This is a genomic window from Janthinobacterium aestuarii (assembly GCF_051380835.1).
GTDB classification, from domain to species: Bacteria; Pseudomonadota; Gammaproteobacteria; order Burkholderiales; family Burkholderiaceae_D; genus Janthinobacterium; species Janthinobacterium aestuarii.
In genome coordinates this window covers 43,543-67,526 of the sequence record NZ_JBNYXU010000009.1, presented here as the reverse complement: position 1 = coordinate 67,526, position 23,984 = coordinate 43,543, and the positions used below count along the sequence as shown (strand labels likewise).

Sequence of the window (23,984 nt, the reverse complement as noted above, 5' to 3'; positions counted from 1 at the left end):
ATGCGCCGCCTGCTTGCCACTATTGTGCTGTCATTGACCGTGTTGGGTGCCGCGGCTGCTCCGCCGGCCTTTATCGCTGCCGACGTGCCTGAAGCCCGGCTGGCGGGCGGGGGCGAATACACGTGGTTCGGCATGCGTATTTATCGGGCGCAACTGTGGGTGGGCCCGCAAGGCTACCAGGGCGCGGCGTCCGAAACGGCGCCGTTTGTGCTGGAATTGCGCTATGCGCGTGCGCTCGACGGCAAGAAGATCGCCGAAGCCAGTCATGAGCAGATGCAAAAGTTGGGCGTGGGCACGGAAGCGCAGCGCCTGGCCTGGCTGTCCACCATGCAGCGCATCTTTCCTGACGTTAAGGAAGACCAGCGCATCGCGGGCGTCTACCGGGCCGGCATCGCGCCCGGCGTGCGCTTTTACCTTGATGGCAAGGTGCTGGCTGACGTGACGGACGGCGACTTCGCGCGTGCCTTCTTTGCCATCTGGCTGTCGCCATCGACGACGGCACCGAAGCTGCGCGCGGCCTTGCTGCAGAGTGCGGCCCCGCTGCCATGAATGCCGTGGGCAGCGCCTTGAACTTGCCTGCCTTGTTCAGTTATGGCCTGTTCGGCCTGCCGCTGTCCATGCTGGCGCTACCCATCTATATATATGTGGCGCCGTTTTATGCGCAGCGCAGCAGCCTGGATCTGGCGCAGATCGGCGCCGTGCTGCTGGCGGCCCGCATCGCCGCCGCCTTCATCGATCCGGCCCTCGGTGCCTGGATGGCGCGTGGCGGGCGCAGCTATGCCGTATATGTCGGCGCCTCTTTGCCCTTGCTGCTGCTGGGCTTTGGCGCCCTGTTCCATCCCCCCGCCATGCAGGAAACGGCGACTCTGGCCTGGTTCCTGGCTGCCTTGCTGCTCGTCTACACCGCGTATGGCCTGGCCGGCATCGCGCATCAGAGCTGGGGCGCGGCTCTGAGCCAGCTGCGCGCGCAGCGGGCGCGCGTGACGGCCGTGCGCGAAGGCTGCGGCTTGTTCGGCGTGATCCTGGCGGCGGGGCTCACTTCCGTGTTCGGCTATGACGGCTTGTCGCTGGCCTTTGCCGTCTGCCTGCTGGCCGCGGGCGCGCTGCTGCTGGCGCGTGCACCGCGTCCCGCCTTGCGCAGCGCCGCAGAAGCGGTTTCCGGCAATGGCTGGAAGCTGCCGTTTCGCCAGCGCGCGTTTCGCTGGCTGTTTGCCGTTTTGCTCGTCAATGGCGTGGCGGCCGCCATCCCCGCCACGCTGTTCCTGTTCTTTGCCACCGACTACCTGCGCCTGGGCCATTACGCTGGGCCGTTTCTGATCGTCTACTTTTGTGCGGCAGCCGCCTCGATGCCCGCATGGGTGGCCCTGGCGCGCCGCTTTGGCGAGGCGAGCGCCTGGGGCGGCGCCATGCTGCTGGCCGCGACCGTGTTTGTCTGGGCGTATGGCCTGGGCGCGGGCGCCGCCTGGGGTTTTGCCACGATCTGCCTGCTGTCGGGCCTGGCGCTGGGTGCCGACCTGGCCCTGCCGCCGGCTCTGCTGGCAGGGTTGATCGGCGCGGCTGGCCATGCCGGGCGGCATGAAGCGGCATATTTCGGCTGGTGGAACTGGGGCGTGCAGATGAGCCTGGCGCTGGCGGCCGGCATCGCCTTGCCCCTGCTGGCCTGGCTCGGCTATGTGCCTGGCAACAGCGGCGGCGGCTTGCCGGCCCTGGCTGCCGCCTATGCCTTGCTGCCCTGCGCCCTGAAACTGCTGGCGGCGCTGCTGCTGTGGCGCGCGCCTCTACAACATATATATAGTGAAACCGGGGAGTATCGACCATGCATCTGATGAAATATTGCCGGCGCGGAATGACGGCGGCCGCCTTGCTGCTGGCGCTGACCGCCTGTTCCACGCCGCTCACGCCGGCCATGTACGCGCAGGAAACACCCAAGCTGGATTTGCAGCAGTACTTCAACGGCACGCTCGACGCCCATGGCATCCTCCAGGACCGCTCCGGCAAGGTGGTCAAGCGCTTCACCGTCGTGATGCGGGCCAGCTGGGCGGGCGAGATTGGCACCCTGGACGAGGATTTCACGTATTCGGACGGCAGCAGACAACGGCGCGTGTGGACTTTGCGCAAGACGGCGCCCGGGCGCTTCATCGGCACGGCGCCCGACGTGATCGGCGAAGCCGTCGGCGAAGTGGCGGGCAATGCGCTGCGCTGGCAATACGTGCTGGCGCTGCCCGTCGACGGCACGGTCTACCACGTTGACTTCGAGGACTGGATGTTCCTGATGGATGACAAGGTCATGCTGAACCGCGCCGCCATGAGCAAGTTCGGCTTCAGCCTGGGCGCCGTCACCTTGTCGTTCAGCAAGCGTCCGCAGGCGGCCCCATGAATCGCAAGATCACGAGCTGGGCAGGCAAGCATGTGTGGATCATCGGCGCTTCCAGCGGCATCGGCGCCGCGTGCGCCACCTTGCTGCTGGAACAGGGCGCGAGCGTAGCCTTGTCAGCGCGCCATCGCGCCAGCCTTGAGCGGCTGTGCGAGGGGCAGCCTCTGGCGCAGGCATTGCCGCTCGATATCACCGAGCACGCGCAGCTGCGCGCCGTCAGCGCGCAATTGCAGCAGCAGTGGATGCATATCGACTTGATACTGGTGGTCGCTGGCGGCTATCAGGCCATGCGCGCCGATAGCTTCGACCTCGAGGCGGCCCAGGATTTGCTGGCCCTGAATGTGGGCGGCGTCTTCAATTGCCTGGAGCAAGCCTTGCCGTGGTTGTTGCGTCAGGGCAGTGGCGGCATCGGCATCGTCGCCTCGGTGGCCGGTTACGGCGGTTTGCCCAAGGCGCTCGCGTATGGCGCCAGCAAGGCGGCGCTGATCAACCTGACGGAGTCGCTGTATCTGGACCTGCATCCACGCGGGATTGATGTGTATCAAATCAACCCCGGTTTTGTCGCCACGCCCTTGACGGCGGACAACGATTTCACGATGCCGGCCCTGATGACGGCGCAGGACGCGGCCGCCGCCATGCTCGACGGCATCGAGCGGGGCCAGTTCCACATCCACTTTCCCAAACGCTTTACCAACACCCTGCGGCTGGCGCGGCTGTTGCCGTACCGCGCCTATTTCTGGTTGATTCGCAAGGTGACGGGCGTATGAGCGCAAGTATGCCTGACACGGCAACGGAACGCGTGGCAGCGGCGCTGGCGCGCCTGGTGGCGTTTTACGAGCACCTGAGCCTGGAAGGCCTGGCTCAGCGGGGTGCCGTGTATGCGCCAGACGCCCACTTCAAGGACCCGTTCAACGAGGTGGTGGGGCATGCTGCCATCCTGGCCATCTTCGAGCACATGTTCGTGCAAGTCGATGCGCCCCGGTTTGTCGTGCTGGAAAGCCTGGGGCAGGGGCAGCAAGCTTTCCTGACGTGGGAGTTTCGCTTTCGCATGAAACGGTTGGTATCTGGCGAACAGTGCATTCGTGGTGCAACCCATGTGCGCTTTGATGCGCAGGGAAGGGTGGTCGTGCACCGTGACTATTGGGATGCGGCGGAAGAATTGTATGAAAAACTGCCCTTGCTGGGCGGTTTCATGCGCCTGCTGCGGCGCGCAAGCCAGCGCTAATGGAGTTTCTTGATGCTTTTAAGAAAAAACTGCAAAAAAGAAGAAGTAAATAGTGTGGAATCGGGCCGCTGAAAACTTGATTTCGGTCAAAATGTCGTTTTTTAGACACAAATATGCCAAAATATTGAGAAGGCAACATTGTAAGAAATTGTTTCAAGTGATGTGCAATTTGCAAGCAAGAGTCGACCTCATCCGTCCCAATCGACGTGTGGAAGCATTATCTGGAAAACATGGAAAACATTTCTATGTGAGCAATTTAAATTACCGGAAAGTCAGTAATTCTGTTAATACTTTGCCTATTTTTTTGACGCGCGCGCCGACGTCGAAAATGGCGCCTACGCCCCTGAATAATGCGGCAACGCACCAAAAACGGGCGCATCAATTCCCGTTTTTGTGCGTTCGGCAGCAAAGATTGGCGATGCCGTGTATGCTTCGTTCCGTTTATCCATTATCACCTGACAAATTGTGCGCTTTGTCGCGTAAATCTTGGACGGCAAATGACGGGTAAAGCATGTTGACGTTTTAATCACTCGCCTGATACTGTTGCACTAATACAACGGATGTCGACAAGGCATGCGCTATGATGGAATGGTCAATCAGGCCAATGCATTGGTTGGCAAGGGGCACTGGCTCTGTCGCGTAGTACGGTTGGCGATGGTCGGGATGCCTGAAAAAGCCCTCGGCCTGGTACCGGAAGTAACATGTTGGAACTTGATGGAATGTGAAACGGTCGTTATAGTGCCGCTTCCGGTGCCGTTTGAGCACCGAACCGGCGCACGAATGACGGTCGTTATGCAGCCTTCAAGCTTATCGGTGCAATAGCGTGCCGATACCGATATGAATGTTCCCCTGACCGGAACAGCAATGTGGCAGGTGGAGACCTTGCCCTCACTCATAAAAAGCGCTCTGTTAGAGCGCAGCTCGAGATGCATAGGCTGTATTACTTTTTGCTTCAAAAATTAAAGGAAATCGCAATGAAAAAAACTCTGATCACCCTGGCAGTTCTGGCAGCAGCCACTGGCGTAGCCCAAGCTCAATCGAGCGTTGTCATCTACGGTACCGTTGACGCTGGTTTCGTCAGCGAGCGCGGCGGTGTTAACGGCAACGTTAACAAACTGGACAGCGGCGTTGCTTCGGCTTCCCGTATCGGCTTCAAAGGCACCGAAGATCTGGGCAGCGGCCTGTCGGCACTGTTCGTTCTGGAATCGGGTTTCGGCGTTGACAACGGTCAACAAGACGTTGCTGGTACCTTGTTCAATCGTCAAGCTTACGTTGGTCTGAGCAGCAAAACGACCGGTACCCTGACCCTGGGTCGTCAATACACCCCTTGGTACAACACCCTGTCGAAAGTTGCTGATCCATTCGCAGCTGGCTACGCTGGTTCCGCTAAAAACTTGTTCCCAGCGAACACCCGCACCAGCAACACCGTGCTGTACACCTCGCCAAACTTCAACGGCTTTGACGCTGACGTGGCTTACACCTTCGGCGAAAACGCTGAGTCGAACAAAATCGGCCGCAAAATCGGCGCGTCGGCTGGCTACTCGAACGGTCCTCTGAACGCTCGTATCGCTTACAACAACACCAGCAACGACACCGCGCTGACCGAAACCGGTAGCGGCCGTAACTGGTTGGCTGCAGCTAACTACGACTTCGCAGTTGCTAAAGCTTACGTCGCATACGGCGTGAACAAAGGCCAAAACAGCGCCATCCGCAACAACGGCAACGTTAACGCGTTTGACTACACTTCGGCTGGCTTCAGCACCGACAGCACCACCGCTCTGATCGGCGCAACGGTACCAGTTGGTCCAGCAGGCACCGTGATGGCTTCGATCATCCACGTGAACGACAAAAACAGCGCGAACGCCGATGCTAACCAGTTCTCGCTGGGCTACTCGTACGCTCTGTCGAAGCGCACCAGCACCTACGCTTCGTACGCTAAAATCTCGAACAAAAACAACGCTGGCTACACCGTTGGTAACAACAGCAATGTTGGTACGGGCGACAAAGCCTTCAACGTTGGCGTTCGTCACTCGTTCTAATCTTCGCGCAAGCGAAGCTTAGTACCGCTGCCAGCATCCCTTTGGGGATGCTGATAAGCAAGGAAACGCGTCTCCAGGCTAGTCCTGGCGGCGCGTTTTTGCATTGGCGGCGCCAGTTATAATGGCGCCGTTACTCAAGTAAAGGAATGCCATGTATTCATACACATCGCCGCGCCTGGCCGCCATGCTGGCCGCGCTGCTGCTCGCTGGCGCCACGGGTGCCGCTGTCGCGGCCGTCAAGGGCAAGAAGCCGGCCGGACTGGAGCGCTACGGCGTGGCCGTCTACTCCGACCTGTGCCTGCAAAAGGATAGCGGCGAAATCGGCGGCCAGCGCGTCACCCTGCACCGCTTTGCCGAGGCCGATTCCGTCATCTATGAATTCACGGCAGGCGCGCTGAGCTGGCCCATCGTGGCCAACGACGTCAACCTGGACGCCGCCACAGGCGCCTTCGACTTCACCATCGCCGGTGCCGACAGCGAAGAGCGCACCATCGTCGGCAAGTTTTCCAAGGATGGGCAGACCCTGACCCTGGAAGGCGATTACTGCGGCGGCAACGTGCGCATGCCGATGAAACTGAGCCGCGTGCGTGATTTTGGCCGTCCCCTGAAGCATTGCACCCCATGTCCACCGATGCCGGAAGCGCCGGCCGAGTCAGTGCCTGCCGAGGAAAGCGCGCCAGTGCCCGCTGCCTGAGCGATTGCAGCTGTCAAAAAGAAAAAGGCCCGGTATCGACCGGGCCTTTGTTATTTGCAGCGTTGCAAGGAGCTTATTTGGCCGCCTGCACTTTTTCCGCCGTGGCGCGGATGGTGGCCAAGGTCGCGTTCGGCGTGATCAGGTTGCCGTCGTAGCGCAGTTCGATCAGGGCCGGCAAGTTGTGCGCTTTGGCGTGCGCCAGCGCCCGTTGCAGGGCAGGGGCGAACTCTTCTGTCGTATTTACCACTTCGCCATGCGCGCCGTACGCTTGCGCCAGCGCCGCGAAATCCGGGTTGTGCAGGGTCGTGCCCGACACGCGGCCCGGGTAGTCGCGCTCCTGGTGCATGCGGATGGTGCCGAACATTTGGTTATTGAAGACGATGATGACCACGCCCGCCTGGTATTGCACGGCCGTGGCCAGTTCCTGGCCATTCATCATGTATTCGCCGTCGCCGGCAAAGGTGATCACGGTGCGTTCCGGATGCACGATCTTGGCCGCCACGCCCGACGGCACGCCGTAGCCCATGGCGCCGTTGGTTGGCGCCAGCTGCGTGCGCAGGCCGCCGTAGCGGTAGAAGCGGTGGGCCCACGAAGCGTAGTTGCCGGCGCCGTTCGTCAGGATGGTGTCGGACGGCACTTGCGCCATGATCTCCTGCGTCACTTGCCACAGGTCCAGCGGCGCCTGGCCATCCTGGAAGATGGGCGGGCGCTCCTGGTAGGCGGTCAGCTCGGCCTTGGCTTCGGCCGCAGTATGTTTCCATACGGAAGCATCGACGGGGGCCATGGCGGCCAGCATGGCGCACACTTGCGGCATGCCGCTGTTAATCATCAGCTCGGCCTGGTAGACGCTGCCCAGTTCTTCGGCATCCGTATGGATGTGCACGAGGCGCTGGCGCGGCACGGGCGAGTCGAACAGGGTGTAGCCGCCCGTCGTCATTTCACCCAGGCGCGGGCCGATGGCGATCACCAGGTCGGCATTTTTCACGCGCGCGGCCAGTTTCGGATTGATGCCGATGCCGACGTCGCCGATGTAGTTCGGGTGTGCATTGTCGAGCAAGTCCTGGAAACGGAAGGCGCAGGCGACGGGCAGGTGGTTGCTTTCCGCGAACTGCTGCAGGTCGGCGCACGCTTGCGGCGTCCAGGTGGTGCCGCCCAGCAAGACCAGCGGCTGCTTCGCGGTGGCCAGCATGCCGCGCAGCTGCTGCAATTGGGCGTCGGACGGTGCCGCTTGTACCGGTTGATAGGCGCGCGTGTCGGCGACGGTTGCCAGGGAGATCAGCATGTCTTCCGGCAGGGCCAGCACGACGGGGCCGGGGCGCCCGCTGGTGGCCACCTGGAAGGCGCGCGCCAGGTATTCGGGAATGCGCTCGGCGCGGTCGATCTGCGCCACCCACTTGGCCATCTGGCCATACATGCGGCGGTAGTCGATTTCCTGGAACGCTTCGCGGTCGACGAAATCGTTGCCCACCTGGCCGATGAACAGGATCATCGGGGTGGAATCCTGGTAGGCCGTGTGCACGCCGATCGAGGCGTTGGTGGCGCCCGGTCCGCGCGTGACGAAGCAGATGCCCGGCTTGCCCGTCAGCTTGCCGTAGGCTTCGGCCATGAAGGCGGCGCCGCCTTCCTGGCGGTTGATGATGAAGCGGATGCCCGAGTCGTGCAGGGCGTCGAGCACGTCCAGGTAGCTTTCGCCAGGCACGCCAAAAGCGGTGTCGACACCGTGGATCTGCAGGGCATCGACCAGGATCTGGCCGCCGGTACGGGGTTGTTGCGTCATGTTCGGCTCTTTATATTCTAGTGGGTGGCAAAGTAGTGGGGCAAGCGGTGCGCATGCGCCTGCATGCAAGCAGCTTGCCTCATTCTATGTGAGCCGATTTGGCCCGGCTTTTGAAATGGCGACACCGAATTACACAATCCCCCGGCTGGTGCGGCGCGCTTTTGCAGAAATCTGCTGCGGCGCGGTACAATGGCGGGTGAAGCAGGCCAGACAGTCGCTGGCCGGCGCAGCAATGCGCTGGCGGGAGGAAGGTCCGGACTCCATAGAGCGGGGTGACGGTTAACGGCCGTCCGCTGAAAGCCGCAAGGTATAAGGCGAGGAATAGGGCCACAGAGACGAGCGTATTAAGTTACGGTGAAACGCGGTAACCTCCACCTGGTGCAATTTCAAATAGGCACGCGATGATGCTGCTCGCGGAGCGTGCGGGTAGAAAGCTTGAGCGCCCGAGTAATCTGGCGCCTAGAGGAATGACTGTCATAGCGCCGACCTGCAAGGGAAGGCGCCGTAACAAAATCCGGCCTATCGGCCTGCTTCACTTGAATTTCCGCTCTCTGGTTTGCCAGGGAGCATCTCGGTCGCGGCGCTTTGATCGCTGCGCGCCGCCAAAAAGCCCCCGCAACGGGGCTTTTTTTGTTTCTAAAAATAGAGCGGCGGAGATAAAGTTGTATATACAATTTAAAATGAACAATTGGTTAAAGTTTCTTGGTTTTAATTAATTGCTGCATTGCAAAAATAGTTTTCCCTCGTTAGGTCAGCCCCGGAAAGCTGGGCCGCTACGCGCCACGGACGATTATTTTTTTCTTTAAACCAAGTCTTTTGCGGTGCTTGATTGCTGTTGTGCCTGGATGACGAAATTATTGTCATGTGTTAACTAACTGTAAAAAATTCAATTTTTCGATTTCGTTTTTTTCGATGTTTACGGTAGGAAAACACATGTGTGCAGATGAGGTACCACATTCACTATCTTTCATAAGTATCTAATTTATCGATATATTTTTATTTGAGACTCCTTCAACGATATGCGCTAAGTCCTTAATTTCATTAATAAAATTCCTGTTTTACCAATCGGAAACCGCTTGACCACTATCTTTGCTTCCTCTAAAGTGGGCAACTGTGTGAAAAAGTGTGTTTTTGTGGGAAATTTTCCCTTTTCATCGCGATGCGCAAGCGTCGCAACCCAAGCTCAAAAAAAGGTCTTTCGTGTTTCAAGGCGCGTCCGCAATCAATCTCGATGCCAAAGGCAGGATGTCTATCCCTGCCAAGCACCGTGACGCGCTGGCGATTCAATGCGAAGGCCGTTTGACCCTGACCAAACACCCCGATGGCTGCCTGCTGTTTTTCCCCCGTCCCGTGTGGGAAAGCCACCGCCAGCAAATCGCCGCCTGGCCCATGTCGGCGCGCGCCTGGCAGCGCATCTTCCTCGGCAACGCCGTCGACGTCGAGCTGGACTCGGCCGGCCGCGTGCTGATCTCGCCCGAATTGCGCAACGCCGTCGGGCTGGCGCGCGAAGTCATGATGATCGGCATGGGCAGCCACTTTGAAATATGGGATGCCGCCAAATTGGCCGACAAAGAACAGCAGGCGATCGATGCCGGCACCCCCGATGTACTTTCCAATTTTTCTTTCTAAGGCTCCGTAATGACACAACTCACGGTGCCGGAATTTCAGCATCGCACGGTGCTGCTCGATGAAGCGGTCGATGCCCTCGACCTGACGGGCGACCGTGCGCACGGCGTTTACGTCGATGGTACGTTTGGCCGCGGCGGCCATAGCCGCTTGATTTTGTCGCACCTGGCCGATGACGCGCGCCTGATCGGCTTCGACAAGGATTTGCAAGCGATTGCCACGGCCGAACAGATCGCCGACCCCCGTTTCCAGATCGTCCATGACAGCTTTGCCACCATGACGGCCAGTCTGGCCGAACGCGGCGTGCAGCAGGTGGACGGCATTTTGCTCGACCTGGGCATCTCGTCGCCGCAGGTCGACGACGCGGCGCGCGGTTTCAGCTTCCGCAACGACGGACCGCTGGACATGCGCATGGATACCACGCGCGGCATCTCGGCGGCCGAATGGCTGGCCGTGGAAACCGAGCAGAATTTAGAGAAAGTGATACGCGATTATGGGGAAGAACGGTTTGCTTTTCAGATTGCAAAGGCGATTGTTGCTGGCCGGGCAGTCCAGCCAATTTCAAGCACACGACAGCTTGCCGGCATCGTGGCAGGCGCCGTCAAGACCCGCGAGAAGGGTAAGGACCCCGCTACCCGCACCTTTCAGGCCATACGCATTTTCATTAACAAAGAGCTCGAGGATCTCGAGATCGGTCTAAGCCAGGCGTATGCCTGCCTGGCGCCCGGCGCGCGCATGGCCGTGATCAGTTTTCATTCGCTGGAAGACCGCATGGTCAAGCGCTTCTTCGCCTCGAAGGCGAACGTGGAGCAGCCTGACCGCCGCCTGCCGATCCGCGCGGTCGACTTGCCGCAGCCGGAAATGAAGCTGATTTCGAAAATGAAGCCGTCCGACGCCGAGATCGAGGGCAATCCCCGTTCGCGTTCGGCCGTGATGCGCGTGGCGCAGCGTTTGCCCATTCCAGTTAGTGGCGGCGCCCGATGACTGGCAAGCTGTGTGTCGTGCTGTCGGCCCTGCTGGTGTGCTGCGGCCTGTCGCTGGTGAACGCGCAGTATCAGTCGCGCCACCTGCTGATCGACCTGGAACGCGCGCAAGCGCTGTCGCGCCAGCTCGACATCGACTGGGCGCAACTGCAGCTGGACCAGTCCACTTTGGGCAAGCATGAACGCATCGAATCGATCGCGCGACGCGACCTGAGCATGACGCCGCTGACGGCGGCGCGTACGCAATACCTGACGGAGGGCGAATAATGAAGTTGGGCGGTAATAGCAACGGCCGGGTGGCGGCATCGAAAGGCGTGCCATTCTCGAAGAACCCCGTACTGGCGGTGCGTCTGCCCGTCTGGCGTTCGCGCGTCGTGCTGTTCCTGCTGTTCTTCGCTTTCGCCGGCCTGGGGGCGCGCGCCCTGTGGCTGCAGGGCGTGTCGACGCAGTTCCTGCAAAAGCAGGGCAAGGCGCGCTATGAGCGCACGCTGGAATTGCCGGCCACGCGCGGCAAGATCACCGACCGCAATGGCCAGGTGCTCGCTTCGTCCGTCCCGGTGAAAGCCATCTGGGCGATTCCCGACGACGTGCTGCAGGCGTCACCGGAAAAAATCAATGCGCTGGCCGGCCTGCTGGAAATGAACGTCAACGAATTGCGCAAGAAGCTCGATTCGGACCGCAGCTTCGTTTACCTGAAACGCCAGGTCGAGATGGACGTGGCCGACAAGATATCCAAGCTGGGCATCGACGGCATCGACGAACGCAAGGAATACAAGCGCTTCTATCCGCAGGGCGAAGTGATGACCCACGTGGTGGGCTTTACCAACGTGGAAGACGTGGGCCAGGAAAGCATGGAACTGGCGCAGCAGAAAACCCTCGTCGGCACCACCGGCAGCCGCCGCGTGATCAAGGACCGCCTGGGCCACATCGTCGAAGACATCGGCTTCATCCACGAACCGCATGACGGCAAGGACCTGACTCTGTCCGTCGACAGCAAGATCCAGTACATCGCCTTCACGCAGTTGAAGGAAGCGGTGGAGAAATTCAACGCCAAGGCCGGCGGCGCCGTGGTGCTCGACGTGCACACGGGCGAAGTGCTGGCCCTGGCCAATTACCCGAGCTACGACCCGAACGACCGCCGCAAGCTCACGGGCCAGCAGCTGCGCAACCGCGTCATGACCGATACCTTCGAACCAGGTTCGACCCTGAAACCGATCACGGTCTCGCTGGCGCTCGACACGGGCCGGGTCAAGCCGGGCACGCTGATCGACACGGGCCCGGGCCGCTACACCATCGCCGACCGCACGATCACCGACACCAAGCCGCACGGCGTGATCAATGTCTCCGAAATCATCGAGATGTCGTCGAACATCGGCACCTCGAAGATCGCGCTGGGCATGCCGTCGCAGGAAATGTGGGAAATGTTTACCAAGGTGGGCTTCGGCCAGCAGCCGAAATGGGGCTTCCCCGGCGCCGTGGCCGGCCGTGTGCGTCCGTATAAATCGTGGCGCCCGGTGGAACAGGCCACCATGAGCTACGGTAACGGCATTTCCGTGTCGCTGATCCAGCTGGCGCGCTCTTATATGATGTTCGCGCGCGACGGCGACACGATTCCCCTGTCGTTCCAGAAGGTCAATGAACTGCCCGTGGGCCAGCAGGTGATCAAGCCGAAGACGGCCGCCGAAATGCGCGCCATGCTCGAACTCGTGGTCTCCGGCGCGCACGGCTCGGCCAAGCGCGCCCAGGTTGCCGGCTACCGCGTGGGCGGCAAGACGGGTACCGCCTATAAAGTGGAAAACGGCCGCTATGCGATGCCGCGCAAATACATCGGCTCTTTCGTGGGCATGGTGCCGATGTCGGCGCCGCGCTTCATCATTGCCGTGATGATCGATGAACCGACCGGCCCCGCCCACTATGGCGGCCAGGTTGCCGCTCCCGCTTTCGCGGCAATTGCGACCAACGCGCTGCGCGCGATGAACGTACCGCCCGATTCCTCCGTTACCGAAATTGTGGTCCCGGCCAACGCCGGCCCGGAGGCCATGTGAAGTCACTCATGACCATACAAGACATCAGTTTGTGGATCAAAACGGCTGCCCCGTCGGGGCAGCTGACGTCCGATTCGCGCCGCGTGCAGCGCGGCGACGTGTTTTTCGCCTATGCGGGCGCCACCGATTTCATCGGCGCCGCCATCGCGCAGGGCGCCGCCGCCATCGTGCATGACGCCGTGGAATGGAACGCCGCATGGAGCGTGCCGCACCTGTTGGTCAGCGACCTGAAACGCCTGGCCGGCCCCGTGGCGCATGCTTTTTACGGCATGCCCGACAGCGCCATGTTCAGCGCCGGCGTGACGGGCACGAATGGCAAGACCTCGTGCGCGCTGTGGCTGGCGCAAGCGCTGGCGCGCCTGGGTGTAACGTCGTCCGTCATCGGGACGTTGGGCGTGGGCCTGTGCAAGCCGCGCGGCGCCATTGAATTCGACGTCACCGGCTACACGACGCCGGACGCCGTGCTGCTGGCGCGCAAACTGGCCGCCATGCGCGACGCAGGCGCCAAGGCCGTTGCCATCGAAGTATCGTCGATCGGCCTGGACCAGGACCGCGCGGCAGGCATGCATTTCGACGTCGCCATGTTTACCAATCTGACGCGCGACCACCTCGACTACCATGGCGACATGGCGGCCTACGAGGCGGCCAAAGTCAAACTGTTCGACTGGCCCGGCCTGAAAACGGCCGTCATCAACCTGGACGACGCCATGGGCCTGCGCCTGGCGCGCCACGTGGATGGCAAGCTGTCCGGCGAATATCCGGTCATCGGCTACACCTTGCAGGATGCTGCAGCCTTGCCCGACTTGCCGGGTGTGCTGATGCTGCGCGCCAGCCAGTTCCGCAGCCGCAATGCCGGCACCGACTTCCATCTGGAATGCGCGCTGGGCGTGGCGCTGGTCAAGACGCAGCTGGTGGGCCACTTCAATATCAGCAACGCGCTGGCCGTGCTGGGCGCCTTGCTGGCGCACGGCACCGGCCTGCGCGCGGCCATCGACGGCATCGAATCGCTGCAGCCGGCCCCGGGCCGCATGCAGCAGGTGGGCGGCCAGGAAGCGCCGATGGTCGTCATCGATTACGCGCATACGCCGGACGCATTGGAAAAAACCCTGGCTGCCTTGCGCCAGGTGGCGCAAGAGCGGGGCGGCCAGCTGTGGTGCGTGTTCGGCTGCGGCGGCGACCGCGATCCGGGCAAGCGTCCGCAGATGGGCGCCATCGCGCAGCTGGCCGATCACGTGCTCGTCACCAGCGACAATCCGCGCAGCGAAGATCCGCACGCCATCATCGCGCAGATTGTCGCCGGCATGCGCGCAGACGGCCCGCAGCCGCAAGCCATCGAAGACCGCGCCGCCGCCATCCTGTCGGCCATCAAGCACGCGGCCAAGCCGGACGTGATCCTGTTGGCGGGCAAGGGCCATGAGCCGTACCAGGAAATCAAGGGCAAGAAACTGCCGTTCTCCGACGCCGACCATGCGCAGCTGGCCCTGTCCGCGCGCCTGACGATGATGAGGACGAACTGATGGATCGCCTCATGCATGCAAGCCTGACGGAACTGATGCCATCGCTGCAAGGCGCGCAGCTGACGGGCGACGCCGTTTTTGACGGCGTGTCCACCGACAGCCGCAGCGCCCCAGCCGGCTCGCTGTTCGTCGCCCTGCGCGGCGAGAGTTTCGACGCCCACGACTTCCTCGACCAGGTGGCCGCGCGCGGCGTCGCCGCCGTGGTGGTCGAGCGCCTGCCCGAAGGCTGGGACAGCGGCAAGGTGCCGGCCATCGTGGTGGCCGATACCCTGGCCGCGCTGGGCCGCATCGCCAACCATTGGCGCGGCCGCTTCAATTTACCCGTCATCGGCGTCACCGGCAGCAATGGCAAGACTACCGTCAAGGAGATGATTTCAGCCATCCTGGCGGCGGCCTTTGGCGAAGAGGGTCGGCTGGCCACGCGCGGCAACCTGAATAACGAGATCGGCGTGCCACTGACCCTGTTCCGCCTGAGCGAGCAGCATAAGGCGGCCGTCATCGAGATGGGCATGAACCATCCGGGAGAAATTGCCCGCCTTGCCGCGATTGCCGCGCCGACCCTGGCGATGGTCAACAACGCGCAGCGCGAACACCAGGAATTCATGCATACGGTCGAGGCGGTAGCGCGCGAAAACGGCGCCGCGCTGGCGGCCCTGGCAGACGACGGCGTGGCCGTCTGCCCGCATGGCGACGAATTCACTCCCGTGTGGCGAGAGCTGGCCGGCGCGCGTGCCGTCATCACCTTCGGCCTGTCGAAAGAGGCGGACGTCAGCTGTACGCACCGCGCGGCCGAGGATTTTGGCAGCGACCTGTTCGTCAGCGTGCGCGCGCAGGACGGCAGTCTGCGCCAGTTCTTTGTCGGCTTGCAGGCGGCCGGTGAACACAATGTGCGCAATGCGCTGGCCGCCGTGGCATGCGCCGTTGGCGCCGGCATCGCGCCGGAACACATCAAGCAGGGCCTGGAGGCGTTCGCGCCCGTGAATGGCCGTCTGCAGAAAAAACGTGCCGCCAACGGCGCCACCATCATCGACGACACGTATAACGCCAATCCGGATTCGGCGCGCGCGGCCATCGATGTGCTGGCGCAGGCTGCGGCACCACGCATCCTGGTGCTGGGCGAGATGGGCGAAGTCGGCACGCAGGGGCAGCAGTTCCACGAAGAGATCGGCGCCTACGCCGCCGCCAAAGGCATTGAACACGTGCTGGCGACGGGCGGCCTGGCGCGCCATCTGCTCAATCCGGCGCAAGCTGCCGCGAGCCAGGAATCAGGCACGGTCGTGGAGTATTTCGAACAGTTCGACGGTTTGCTGGCGGCGCTCGATGCGCATTTGTCCGGCCGTTCGGATGCAACCGTATTAATCAAGGGCTCCCGTTTCATGAAGATGGAACGGGCCGTGCAGCATTTGATTGGTTCAAACAACAATAACAAGGAAGCTCACTAATCATGCTGCTCTGGCTCGCTCATTATTTCCAGGACGACATTGGCCCATTGCGGGTCTTTAACTTCATTACGTTCCGCGCCGTCTTCGCCACCTTGACGGCGATCCTGATCGGCCTGTGCGCCGGTCCCGCCGTGATCCGCATGCTCACGCGCATGAAGGTTGGCCAGGCCGTGCGTACGGACGGCCCGCAAACGCATCTGAAAAAACACGGCACGCCCACCATGGGCGGTGTGCTGATCCTCATCGCCATCGGCATTTCCACCTTGCTGTGGGCCGACCTGTCGAACCGTTTCATCTGGCCGGTCTTGATCGTCACCCTGGGCTTTGGCGCCGTCGGCTGGGCCGACGACTACCGCAAGGTGGTGCACCAGGACCCGGAAGGCATGCGCTCGCGCGAAAAATACTTCTGGCAGTCGCTGATCGGCATCGTCGCCGCGTTTTACCTGGCGTTTTCGGTCTCCGTGTCGGAGCCTGACGCGGGCCACGTGTGGAATCTGATCTACGCCTGGGTGCAGTCGGGCTTCGCCATGGACCTGCCGCCGAAGGCCGACCTGATCGTCCCGTTCTTCAAGACCATCAGCTATCCGCTGGGCGTGTGGGGCTTCATCGCGCTGACCTATTGCGTCATCGTCGGCACCAGCAACGCCGTCAATTTTACCGATGGTCTCGATGGCCTGGCCATCATGCCGACCGTGATGGTCGGCACGGCCCTGGGCCTGTTCGCCTACCTGACAGGTAACGCCACGTATGCGCGCTACCTGTTCATCCCGCACATCCCGGGCGCCGGCGAACTGGTGATCTTCTGCGGCGCGCTGGCCGGTTCCGGCCTGGCCTTCCTCTGGTATAACACGCACCCCGCGAAAGTGTTCATGGGCGACGTGGGCGCATTGGCATTGGGCGGCGCACTGGGCACCATCGCCGTCATCGTGCGCCAGGAAATCGTCCTGTTCATCATGGGCGGCATCTTCGTTGTCGAAACGCTGTCCGTGATCATCCAGGTCGTCTGGTTCAAGTACACGAAGAAGCGCTATGGCGCCGGCCGCCGCGTCTTCCTGATGGCGCCATTGCATCACCATTTTGAACAAAAAGGCTGGAAGGAGACGCAGGTTGTCGTGCGTTTCTGGATCATCACCATGATGCTGGTGCTGCTCGGCCTGACCACCTTGAAGCTGCGCTGATGATGTACGACGCTAAAACCGCACTGGTACTGGGCCTCGGCGAATCGGGGCTGGCCATGGCCCTGTGGCTGGCCCGCAGCGGTGCTCTAGTCCGCGTGGCCGACACGCGCGAGGCGCCCGAGCGCCTGGCCGCGTTGCAGGCCGCCGTGCCGCAGGCACAGTTCATCGCCGGCGCCTTCACGGCCGACCTGCTCGATGGCGTCGATTTCGTTGCCGTCAGCCCGGGCCTGGCGCCGGGACGCGAACTGGCGCACATTGCGCCGGCCTCTGCTGAAAAAAATATCCCCGTGTGGGGCGAGATCGAACTGTTCGCGCAGGCGCTGGCCGCGCTCAAGGCGCAACGCGGCTATGCGCCGAAAGTCATCGCCATCACGGGCACCAACGGCAAGACGACCGTCACCAGCCTGGTAGGCCTGCTGTGCGAACGCGCGGGATTGGCAACGCGCGTGGCCGGTAATATCAGTCCGGCCGCGCTCGACGTGCTGCGGGAAGTGCTCGATGCCGAGCCTGCGCCGCAGCCCGTGGATGCGGAAGCTGAAGCGGCCGAACCCGTCGCCAGCACCTTGCCGCAAGCGTGGATTCTGGAATTGTCCAGCTTCCAGCTGCACACGACGTTCAGCCTGCAGGCCGATGCGGCCACGGTCTTGAATCTGTCGCAGGATCACCTGGACTGGCACGGCGACATGGCTGCGTATGCCGAGGACAAGGCGCGCATCTTCGGCGACGAGACCGTGCGCATATTGAACCGCGACGATGCGGCCGTCATGCACATGGCCGATCCGCTGACCGAGACGATCACCTTCGGCACGGGCGAACCGGTGGACGTGGACAGCTTTGGCCTGGTCAATGAACGGGGCATCTTCTGGCTGGCGCAAGCCGTGCCCAGCGAAGAAGTGATCGAGAAAAAGCGCAAGAAGAACGATCCGGCGCCGGAACCGGTGCCGACGATGGCCAGGAAACTGATGCCGGCCGACGCGCTGAAAATCCGCGGCCAGCACAACGCCTCGAATGCGCTGGCGGCGCTGGCCCTGTGCCGCGCCATCGGCCTGCCATTCGCCCCGCTGCTGCACGGTTTGCGCGAATACCAGGGCGAGCCACACCGCGTGGAGCTGATCACGGCAGTCAATGAAGTCGAATACTACGACGACAGCAAGGGCACGAACGTGGGCGCGACAGTCGCGGCCCTGTTCGGCCTGGGCAAGGCGTTTGGCGGCGCGGAACAGCGTTTGGTGCTGATCGCTGGCGGCGACGGCAAGGGACAGGATTTTTCGCCGCTGGCCGAACCCGTATCGCGCTATGTGCGCGCCGTGGTGCTGATCGGCCGCGATGCGCCTGCGCTGCGCGCGGCCCTCGAGCCGGCCGGCGTGGACATCGTCGATTGCAGCACCTTGCCCGAAGCCGTCAAGCGCGCCAGCAGCCTGGCGCTGGCCGGCGATGCCGTGCTGCTGTCGCCCGCGTGCGCCAGCCTGGATATGTTCAAGAACTATGCGCACCGCGCGCAGGTGTTTGTCGACGCCGTGCGCGACATCGCCCTGGAAAACGGACAGGATATCTGATGGCTTTCCAACTGCCCTTCAGCTTTGGTTCCGGCTCGGCTGCCAAGCCGCTGGATAGCCGCGCGCGGCAGTCGAAGATGATGGACTACGACAAGCCGCTGGTGTGGGTGGTCCTGCTGCTCATGTTGCTGGGCATGGTGATGGTGTATTCGGCGTCGATCTCGCTGTCGGATGCGCGCAAGTTCGCCGCCTACACGAACAATTATTTCGTCGTGCGCCAGGCGCTGTTCATCGGCGTGTCGATCATCGTCGGTGCGCTGGTGTTCCGCATCCCCGTCGCCACCTGGCAAAAGATCGCGCCATGGCTGTTCATCGGCACCCTGGTGCTGCTGGTGATGGTGCTGATACCGGGCCTGGGCGTGTCGGTCAACGGCGGTCGCCGCTGGCTGAACCTGCCGGGCCTGCGGCCGCAGCCGTCCGAGCTGATGAAGGTGGTGATGGTGCTGTACGCGGCCGACTACACGGTGCGCAAGCAGGAATACATGCACAAGCTGACCAAGGGCTTCATGCCGATGGCGCTGGCCGTGAGCTTCGTCGGCTTGCTGCTGCTGATGGAGCCCGACCTGGGCGCTTTCGGCGTGATCGTCTGCATCGCCATGGGCATTCTGTTTCTCGGTGGCGTCAACGCCATCTGGTTCGGCGGCATCGGCGCCATGCTGACGGCGATCTTCGTCACCATCATCGCTTTGTCGAAATTCCGCCGCGAGCGGTTTTTTGCGTATCTCGATCCGTGGCAGGAAGACAATGCGCTGAACAAGGCTTACCAGCTGACGCATTCCTTGATCGCCTTCGGACGCGGCGAACTGTTTGGCGTGGGCCTGGGCGGCAGCGTGGAAAAACTGCACTACCTGCCCGAAGCGCATACGGACTTCTTGCTGGCCGTGATCGGCGAGGAACTGGGCCTGGTCGGCGTGCTGATCGTGATCGGCATGTTCTACTGGATTATCAAGCGCGCGTTCGACATCGGCCGCCAGGCGATCGCCATCGACCAGACCTTTGCCGGCCTGACGGCGAAGGGCATCGCCATCTGGATCGGCGTGCAGACCTTCATCAACATGGGCGTGAACCTGGGCCTGCTGCCGACCAAGGGCCTGACCTTGCCTTTGATGAGTTATGGCGGCACGGGTGTACTGATTAACTGTATCGGCTTGGCGATTTTGCTGCGCATCGATTACGAAAACCGGATCCTCATGCGCGGAGGCCGGCTATGAACAACGTGACGAATTTGAAAACGACGAAAAGACTGATGATCATGGCAGCCGGCACCGGCGGCCATATCTTCCCGGGTCTGGCGATTGCGCAGACGATGCGCGCGCGCGGCTGGGAAGTGAGCTGGCTGGGCACGACCCACGGCATGGAGCAGGATCTGGTGCCGAAGAGCGGCATTCCCATGGACGCCATTGCGTTCTCGGGCATGCGCGGCAAGGGCCTGGCGCACACGGTCAAGGGCGGCTTCAAGATGCTGGCCAGCTTCTTTGCCATCCGCCGTTTCATCGCGCGCCGCAAGCCGGACGTGGTGATGGGCATGGGCGGCTACGTCACGGTGCCGGGCGGCCTGATGGCGCGCCTGAAGGGCGTGCCGCTGGTGCTGGTCAATGCCGACGCGGCGCTGCTGTTGTCGAACAAGACCCTGGTGCCGCTGGCGCAGCAGGTGTGCTTTGGTTTCCCTGCCGATTTCGGCAGCGCCGCCGGCAAGGCCGTCGTCACGGGCAATCCCGTGCGCGCCGAGATCCTCGCCATGGCGCCGCCGGCCACGCGCTTCGTGGGCCGCAGCGGACCGTTGCGCATCCTCGTGGTGGGCGGTAGCCTGGGTGCGAAAGCGCTGAATGACAATCTGCCTGCCGCGCTGGCGTTGATGCCGGAGGCCGAACGCCCGCTGGTGACGCACCAGTCGGGCAAGAAGAATATCGACGCCCTGCATGCCGCGTATGCGCAGGCGGGCGTGCAAGCCAATGTGGTCGACTTCATCGACGACATGGCCAGGGCGTATACCGAGGCCGACCTGGTGATTTGCCGCGCAGGCGCCATCACCCTGTCGGAATTGACGGCGGCCGGCGTGGCCAGCGTGCTTGTGCCGCTGGTGGCCTCGACCACCAGCCACCAGCGCGACAACGCGCAATGGATGGCAAAACAAGGCGCGGCGATTCATCTGCCGCAAACGGAAATGAGTGCGGCGTCGCTGAGCACATTGCTGGCGTCCTTGACGCGGGATACCTGCCAGCACATGGCGCAAGCGGCACTGGCAGCAGGCAAGCGCGACGCCAATGAGGCGATCGCACACGTATTGGAAAAACTGGCATGAGGTTAGCTCTGTGAAGCATAAAGTAAACAATATCCACTTTGTCGGCATTGGCGGCAGCGGCATGAGCGGCATCGCCGAAGTGCTGGTCAACCTCGGCTACAAGGTGTCGGGCTCCGACCTGGGCAGCAATGCGGCGACGCAGCGCCTGGCGAGCCTGGGCGCGACCGTCATGCTCGGCCACGCGGCGGAAAATATCGGCGACGCCGATGCTGTGGTCACGTCGGGCGCCGTCCCGCAAGACAATCCGGAAGTGGCGGCCGCGCGCGCGCGCAAGATCCCGCTGGTGCCGCGCGCCGTGATGCTCGGCGAGTTGATGCGCCTGAAGCGCGGCATCGCGATTGCCGGCACGCACGGCAAGACGACGACCACCAGCCTGGTCGCCTCCGTACTGGCGCAGGGCGGTCTCGACCCGACTTTCGTCATCGGCGGCCGCCTGACCAGCGCCGGCGCAAACGCCAAGCTGGGCTCGGGCGACTACCTGGTGGCCGAAGCCGATGAATCGGATGCTTCGTTCCTGAACCTGACGCCGATGATCGAGGTGATCACGAATATCGATGCCGATCACATGGACACCTACGAGCACGATTTCGAAAAGCTCAAGCAGGCCTTCGTGCAGTTCACGCACCGCTTGCCGTTCTATGGCCGCGCCATGCTGTGCATCGATGACCCGCACGTGCGCGCCATCATCCCGTCCGTCACCAAGCCCGTCACCACCTATGGGTTCGCGGAAGACGCGCAAGTGCGCGCCATCAATGCGCGCGCCGTGGGCCTGGAAATGCACTTCACCGTGCTGCAGGAAGGCTATCCGGACCTGGACGTGGTGCTGAACCAGCCCGGCATGCACAATGTGCAGAATGCCTGCTCGGCGATCGCCATCGCGCGCGAAATCGGCATCGCCGACAGCGCCACGCAGCAGGGCTTGGCCGAGTTCTCCGGCGTGGGCCGCCGCTTCACGCGCTATGGCGACGTGGCGCTGCCGAACGGCGGCAGCTTCGCGCTGGTCGACGATTTCGGCCACCATCCGGTGGAAACGGAAGTGACCCTGGCCGCCGCGCGCGCCGCCTATCCGGGCCGCCGCCTCGTGCTGGCGTTCCAGCCGCACCGCTACAGCCGCACGCGCGACCTGTTCGAGGATTTCGTCAAGGTGCTGGGCGCGCCCGACGTGCTGCTCCTGTCCGAAGTGTATGCGGCGGGCGAAGCGCCCATCGTCGCCGCCGACGGACGCGCCCTGGCGCATGCGCTGCGCGCGCGCGGCAAGATCGAACCGATTTTCGTCGAATCCATGAAGGACATGGCCGACACCATCATGAGCGTGGCGCGCGATGGCGACGTCGTGCTGACCATGGGCGCGGGTTCCATCAGCGGCATCCCGAATCAACTGACAACGTATCCATCCAACACTGTAAAGGCCTGATGTGAACCAAGCTTCAGCTATCGATGTAAAACAATTGGGCAAGGTCGGCGTCCTGTTCGGCGGCAGCTCGGCCGAGCGCGAAGTGTCGCTGATGTCCGGCACGGGCGTGCTGGCCGCGTTGACAAGCCGCGGCGTGGACGCGCACGCGTTCGACACGGGCGAACGCAGCCTGGCCGAACTGGCCGCTGAAAAATTCGACCGCGTTTTCATCGCGCTGCACGGCCGCTTCGGCGAAGACGGCAGCCTGCAGGGCGCGCTGGAACAGCTGGGCATTCCCTACACGGGCAGCGGCGTGATGGCTTGCGCGGTGGGTATGGACAAGATTTACACCAAGATGATCTGGCTGATGCATCAACTGCCGACGCCGAAGTACGCGGTGCTCGATGACAGCTCCGACCTGGCCAAGGTCGCTGCGGAACTGGGCTTGCCGCTGATCGTCAAGCCGCCGCATGAAGGTTCGAGCATCGGCATCACCACGGTCAACGAGGCATCGGCCTTCCAGGCCGCCTATGATATCGCCGCCGGCCTCGATGATTCGGTGCTGGCCGAGGAATTCGTCAAGGGACGCGAATTCACCGTCGCGATCCTGGGCACGGGTGCCACGGCGCGTGCGCTGCCGCCGATCGAGATCGTCGCGCCGCAAGGCAATTACGATTACCAGAACAAGTACTTCACGGACGATACGCAGTATTTCTGCCCGCCGCAGCTGGATCAGGCGATCGTGGCGGAGATGGAACGCATCGCCGTGGCAGCCTACCGCGCTCTCGGCTGCGAAGGCTGGGGACGGGTGGACGTGCTGATGCGCGCGGCCGACAGCAAGCTGTTCCTGCTGGAAGTCAATACCTCGCCCGGCATGACGGGGCACTCGCTCGTGCCGATGGCGGCGCGCGCGGTGGGCATCAGCTATGAAGACCTGTGCCTGGAAATCGTCGCTGGCGCTCGTCTGAAAATGCACAAGGGACAGCACTGATATGTGGCATGACGCTAAAAGCCTCAATACGACTGCCAACGGCTTGCTGGCCGCGGTTCTGGTCGTGTGCGTGGCCGCCGGCGTCTGGTGGGTATCGCAGCGTCCCATGTTCGACCTGCGCACGATCAAGGTGGAAAGCGCGGACGACAAGGGCCTGCGCCACGTGAATTACCTGACTCTGCGCAGCGGCACTTTGGGCCGCATCAAGGGCAATTTTTTCACGACCAACCTGGAAAGCGTGCGCGGCGTGTTCGAATCGGTGCCCTGGGTGCGCCGTGCCAGCGTGCGGCGCGAGTGGCCGAACCAGCTGATCGTGGCGCTGGAAGAACACGAAGCGCTGGGCACCTGGGGCGAGGATGGACGCCTGCTGTCAGTCAAGGGCGACGTGTTTACGGCGAATGTGGCCGAAGCCGAAGACGACCATGAATTGCCTGCGTTTGCCGGCCCCGATGGCAGCGAAAAAGAAGTATTGGCCACCTATGTGCAACTGGCGAAATGGTTTGCGCCGCTGAAGATGGTGCCGGAAACCCTGTCGCTGTCGAGCCGCTATGCGTGGACGGTGAAACTGAATAATGGCATGAGCGTGGCGCTGGGACGCGAGCAAAATCATACGACCCTGAAGGCGCGGGTCGACCGGCTGGTGGGCATCTATCCGCAGCTGGCGAGCCGGCTGGAAAATATCGACACGATCGATATGCGCTACCAGAATGGCCTGGCGCTCAGTTCCGCCGGCCTGGTGATACCGGCCGAAGGCAAGGATGGCAAGCCAGTGATCAAGAAGAAAAACAGCAGTCCGATTAAAAAACCGACTTAACTTAATAATTTATAGCCCATACATTAGG

21 protein-coding genes and 1 other RNA gene are annotated in these 23,984 nt (G+C 62.4%); 21 read left to right on the top strand and 1 reads right to left on the bottom strand.

Annotated features, from left to right (window positions below; genetic code table 11):
* The 7 genes from ACQ4WO_RS21845 to ACQ4WO_RS21815 all read left to right on the top strand — a co-directional run bounded on the left by ACQ4WO_RS21845 (position 1) and on the right by ACQ4WO_RS21815 (position 6,332).
* On the top strand, positions 1-549 hold the full coding sequence (locus ACQ4WO_RS21845) for a chalcone isomerase family protein (protein WP_436483232.1): 549 nt from the start codon (positions 1-3) through the stop codon (positions 547-549).
* The gene (locus ACQ4WO_RS21840) at positions 546-1,826 is read left to right on the top strand and encodes an MFS transporter (RefSeq protein ID WP_436483231.1); all 1,281 of its coding nucleotides are present in this window, start codon (positions 546-548) and stop codon (positions 1,824-1,826) included. The genes ACQ4WO_RS21845 and ACQ4WO_RS21840 overlap by 4 nt, the downstream gene beginning before the upstream one ends.
* Positions 1,817-2,377 carry a DUF3833 domain-containing protein gene (locus ACQ4WO_RS21835; RefSeq protein ID WP_436483230.1) on the top strand — a complete coding sequence of 187 codons (561 nt, stop codon included), beginning with the start codon at positions 1,817-1,819 and terminating at the stop codon, positions 2,375-2,377. The genes ACQ4WO_RS21840 and ACQ4WO_RS21835 overlap by 10 nt, the downstream gene beginning before the upstream one ends.
* Positions 2,374-3,141, top strand: a complete 768-nt coding sequence (locus ACQ4WO_RS21830) for an SDR family NAD(P)-dependent oxidoreductase (RefSeq protein WP_436483229.1) — start codon at positions 2,374-2,376, stop codon at positions 3,139-3,141. The genes ACQ4WO_RS21835 and ACQ4WO_RS21830 overlap by 4 nt, the downstream gene beginning before the upstream one ends.
* Positions 3,138-3,599, top strand: coding sequence for a nuclear transport factor 2 family protein (locus tag ACQ4WO_RS21825; RefSeq protein WP_436483228.1), 462 nt, complete (start codon positions 3,138-3,140; stop codon positions 3,597-3,599). The genes ACQ4WO_RS21830 and ACQ4WO_RS21825 overlap by 4 nt, the downstream gene beginning before the upstream one ends.
* 974 nt (positions 3,600-4,573) lie before the next feature.
* Positions 4,574-5,638 carry a porin gene (locus ACQ4WO_RS21820; protein WP_128141348.1) on the top strand — a complete coding sequence of 355 codons (1,065 nt, stop codon included), beginning with the start codon at positions 4,574-4,576 and terminating at the stop codon, positions 5,636-5,638.
* 151 nt (positions 5,639-5,789) lie between these two features.
* A complete protein-coding gene (locus ACQ4WO_RS21815; protein ID WP_436483227.1) occupies positions 5,790-6,332 on the top strand; it encodes a hypothetical protein in 543 nt (180 codons plus the stop codon).
* A gap of 73 nt (positions 6,333-6,405) precedes the next feature.
* Here ACQ4WO_RS21815 and ACQ4WO_RS21810 read toward each other — a convergent pair whose 3' ends face one another.
* Positions 6,406-8,109 carry a thiamine pyrophosphate-binding protein gene (locus ACQ4WO_RS21810; protein ID WP_436483226.1) on the bottom strand — a complete coding sequence of 568 codons (1,704 nt, stop codon included), beginning with the start codon at positions 8,107-8,109 and terminating at the stop codon, positions 6,406-6,408.
* A 198-nt stretch (positions 8,110-8,307) separates the two neighbouring features.
* On the opposite strand from ACQ4WO_RS21810, the gene rnpB reads away from it, so the two are divergent.
* The 14 genes from rnpB (at position 8,308) to ACQ4WO_RS21740 (ending at position 23,956) form a co-directional block, all read left to right on the top strand.
* Positions 8,308-8,647: RNase P RNA component class A (rnpB, locus tag ACQ4WO_RS21805), an RNA gene on the top strand.
* A gap of 662 nt (positions 8,648-9,309) precedes the next feature.
* Positions 9,310-9,738 carry a division/cell wall cluster transcriptional repressor MraZ gene (gene mraZ / locus ACQ4WO_RS21800; RefSeq protein ID WP_034748899.1) on the top strand — a complete coding sequence of 143 codons (429 nt, stop codon included), beginning with the start codon at positions 9,310-9,312 and terminating at the stop codon, positions 9,736-9,738.
* Positions 9,739-9,747: 9 nt separating this feature from the next.
* Complete coding sequence (gene rsmH / locus ACQ4WO_RS21795; protein WP_436483225.1) at positions 9,748-10,719, top strand: 16S rRNA (cytosine(1402)-N(4))-methyltransferase RsmH; 972 nt, start codon at positions 9,748-9,750, stop codon at positions 10,717-10,719.
* Positions 10,716-10,985, top strand: a complete 270-nt coding sequence (gene ftsL, locus ACQ4WO_RS21790) for a cell division protein FtsL (RefSeq protein ID WP_034748894.1) — start codon at positions 10,716-10,718, stop codon at positions 10,983-10,985. The genes rsmH and ftsL overlap by 4 nt, the downstream gene beginning before the upstream one ends.
* Entirely contained in the window at positions 10,985-12,763 is a 1,779-nt protein-coding gene (locus ACQ4WO_RS21785) for a peptidoglycan D,D-transpeptidase FtsI family protein (RefSeq protein WP_034748891.1), read from the top strand. Before ftsL ends, ACQ4WO_RS21785 begins: the two co-directional genes overlap by 1 nt.
* 8 nt (positions 12,764-12,771) lie before the next feature.
* Entirely contained in the window at positions 12,772-14,280 is a 1,509-nt protein-coding gene (locus ACQ4WO_RS21780) for a UDP-N-acetylmuramoyl-L-alanyl-D-glutamate--2,6-diaminopimelate ligase (protein WP_436483224.1), read from the top strand.
* 11 nt (positions 14,281-14,291) lie between these two features.
* Entirely contained in the window at positions 14,292-15,722 is a 1,431-nt protein-coding gene (locus ACQ4WO_RS21775) for a UDP-N-acetylmuramoyl-tripeptide--D-alanyl-D-alanine ligase (protein ID WP_436483363.1), read from the top strand.
* A gap of 2 nt (positions 15,723-15,724) precedes the next feature.
* Positions 15,725-16,900: a phospho-N-acetylmuramoyl-pentapeptide-transferase gene (gene mraY, locus ACQ4WO_RS21770; RefSeq protein WP_034748886.1), complete on the top strand. Its 1,176-nt coding sequence runs from the start codon at positions 15,725-15,727 to the stop codon at positions 16,898-16,900.
* Complete coding sequence (gene murD, locus ACQ4WO_RS21765; protein WP_436483223.1) at positions 16,900-18,456, top strand: UDP-N-acetylmuramoyl-L-alanine--D-glutamate ligase; 1,557 nt, start codon at positions 16,900-16,902, stop codon at positions 18,454-18,456. The genes mraY and murD overlap by 1 nt, the downstream gene beginning before the upstream one ends.
* Positions 18,456-19,667, top strand: coding sequence for a putative lipid II flippase FtsW (gene ftsW / locus ACQ4WO_RS21760; RefSeq protein ID WP_046683352.1), 1,212 nt, complete (start codon positions 18,456-18,458; stop codon positions 19,665-19,667). Before murD ends, ftsW begins: the two co-directional genes overlap by 1 nt.
* Positions 19,664-20,758: an undecaprenyldiphospho-muramoylpentapeptide beta-N-acetylglucosaminyltransferase gene (gene murG / locus ACQ4WO_RS21755; RefSeq protein WP_436483222.1), complete on the top strand. Its 1,095-nt coding sequence runs from the start codon at positions 19,664-19,666 to the stop codon at positions 20,756-20,758. Before ftsW ends, murG begins: the two co-directional genes overlap by 4 nt.
* A 10-nt stretch (positions 20,759-20,768) precedes the next feature.
* Entirely contained in the window at positions 20,769-22,172 is a 1,404-nt protein-coding gene (gene murC, locus ACQ4WO_RS21750; protein ID WP_436483221.1) for a UDP-N-acetylmuramate--L-alanine ligase, read from the top strand.
* 1 nt (position 22,173) lies between these two features.
* Positions 22,174-23,142, top strand: a complete 969-nt coding sequence (locus tag ACQ4WO_RS21745; protein WP_436483220.1) for a D-alanine--D-alanine ligase — start codon at positions 22,174-22,176, stop codon at positions 23,140-23,142.
* A gap of 1 nt (position 23,143) precedes the next feature.
* Positions 23,144-23,956 (top strand): cell division protein FtsQ/DivIB, encoded by an 813-nt coding sequence (locus tag ACQ4WO_RS21740; protein WP_436483219.1) that lies wholly within the window; start codon positions 23,144-23,146, stop codon positions 23,954-23,956.
* Positions 23,957-23,984: the final 28 nt, after the last annotated feature.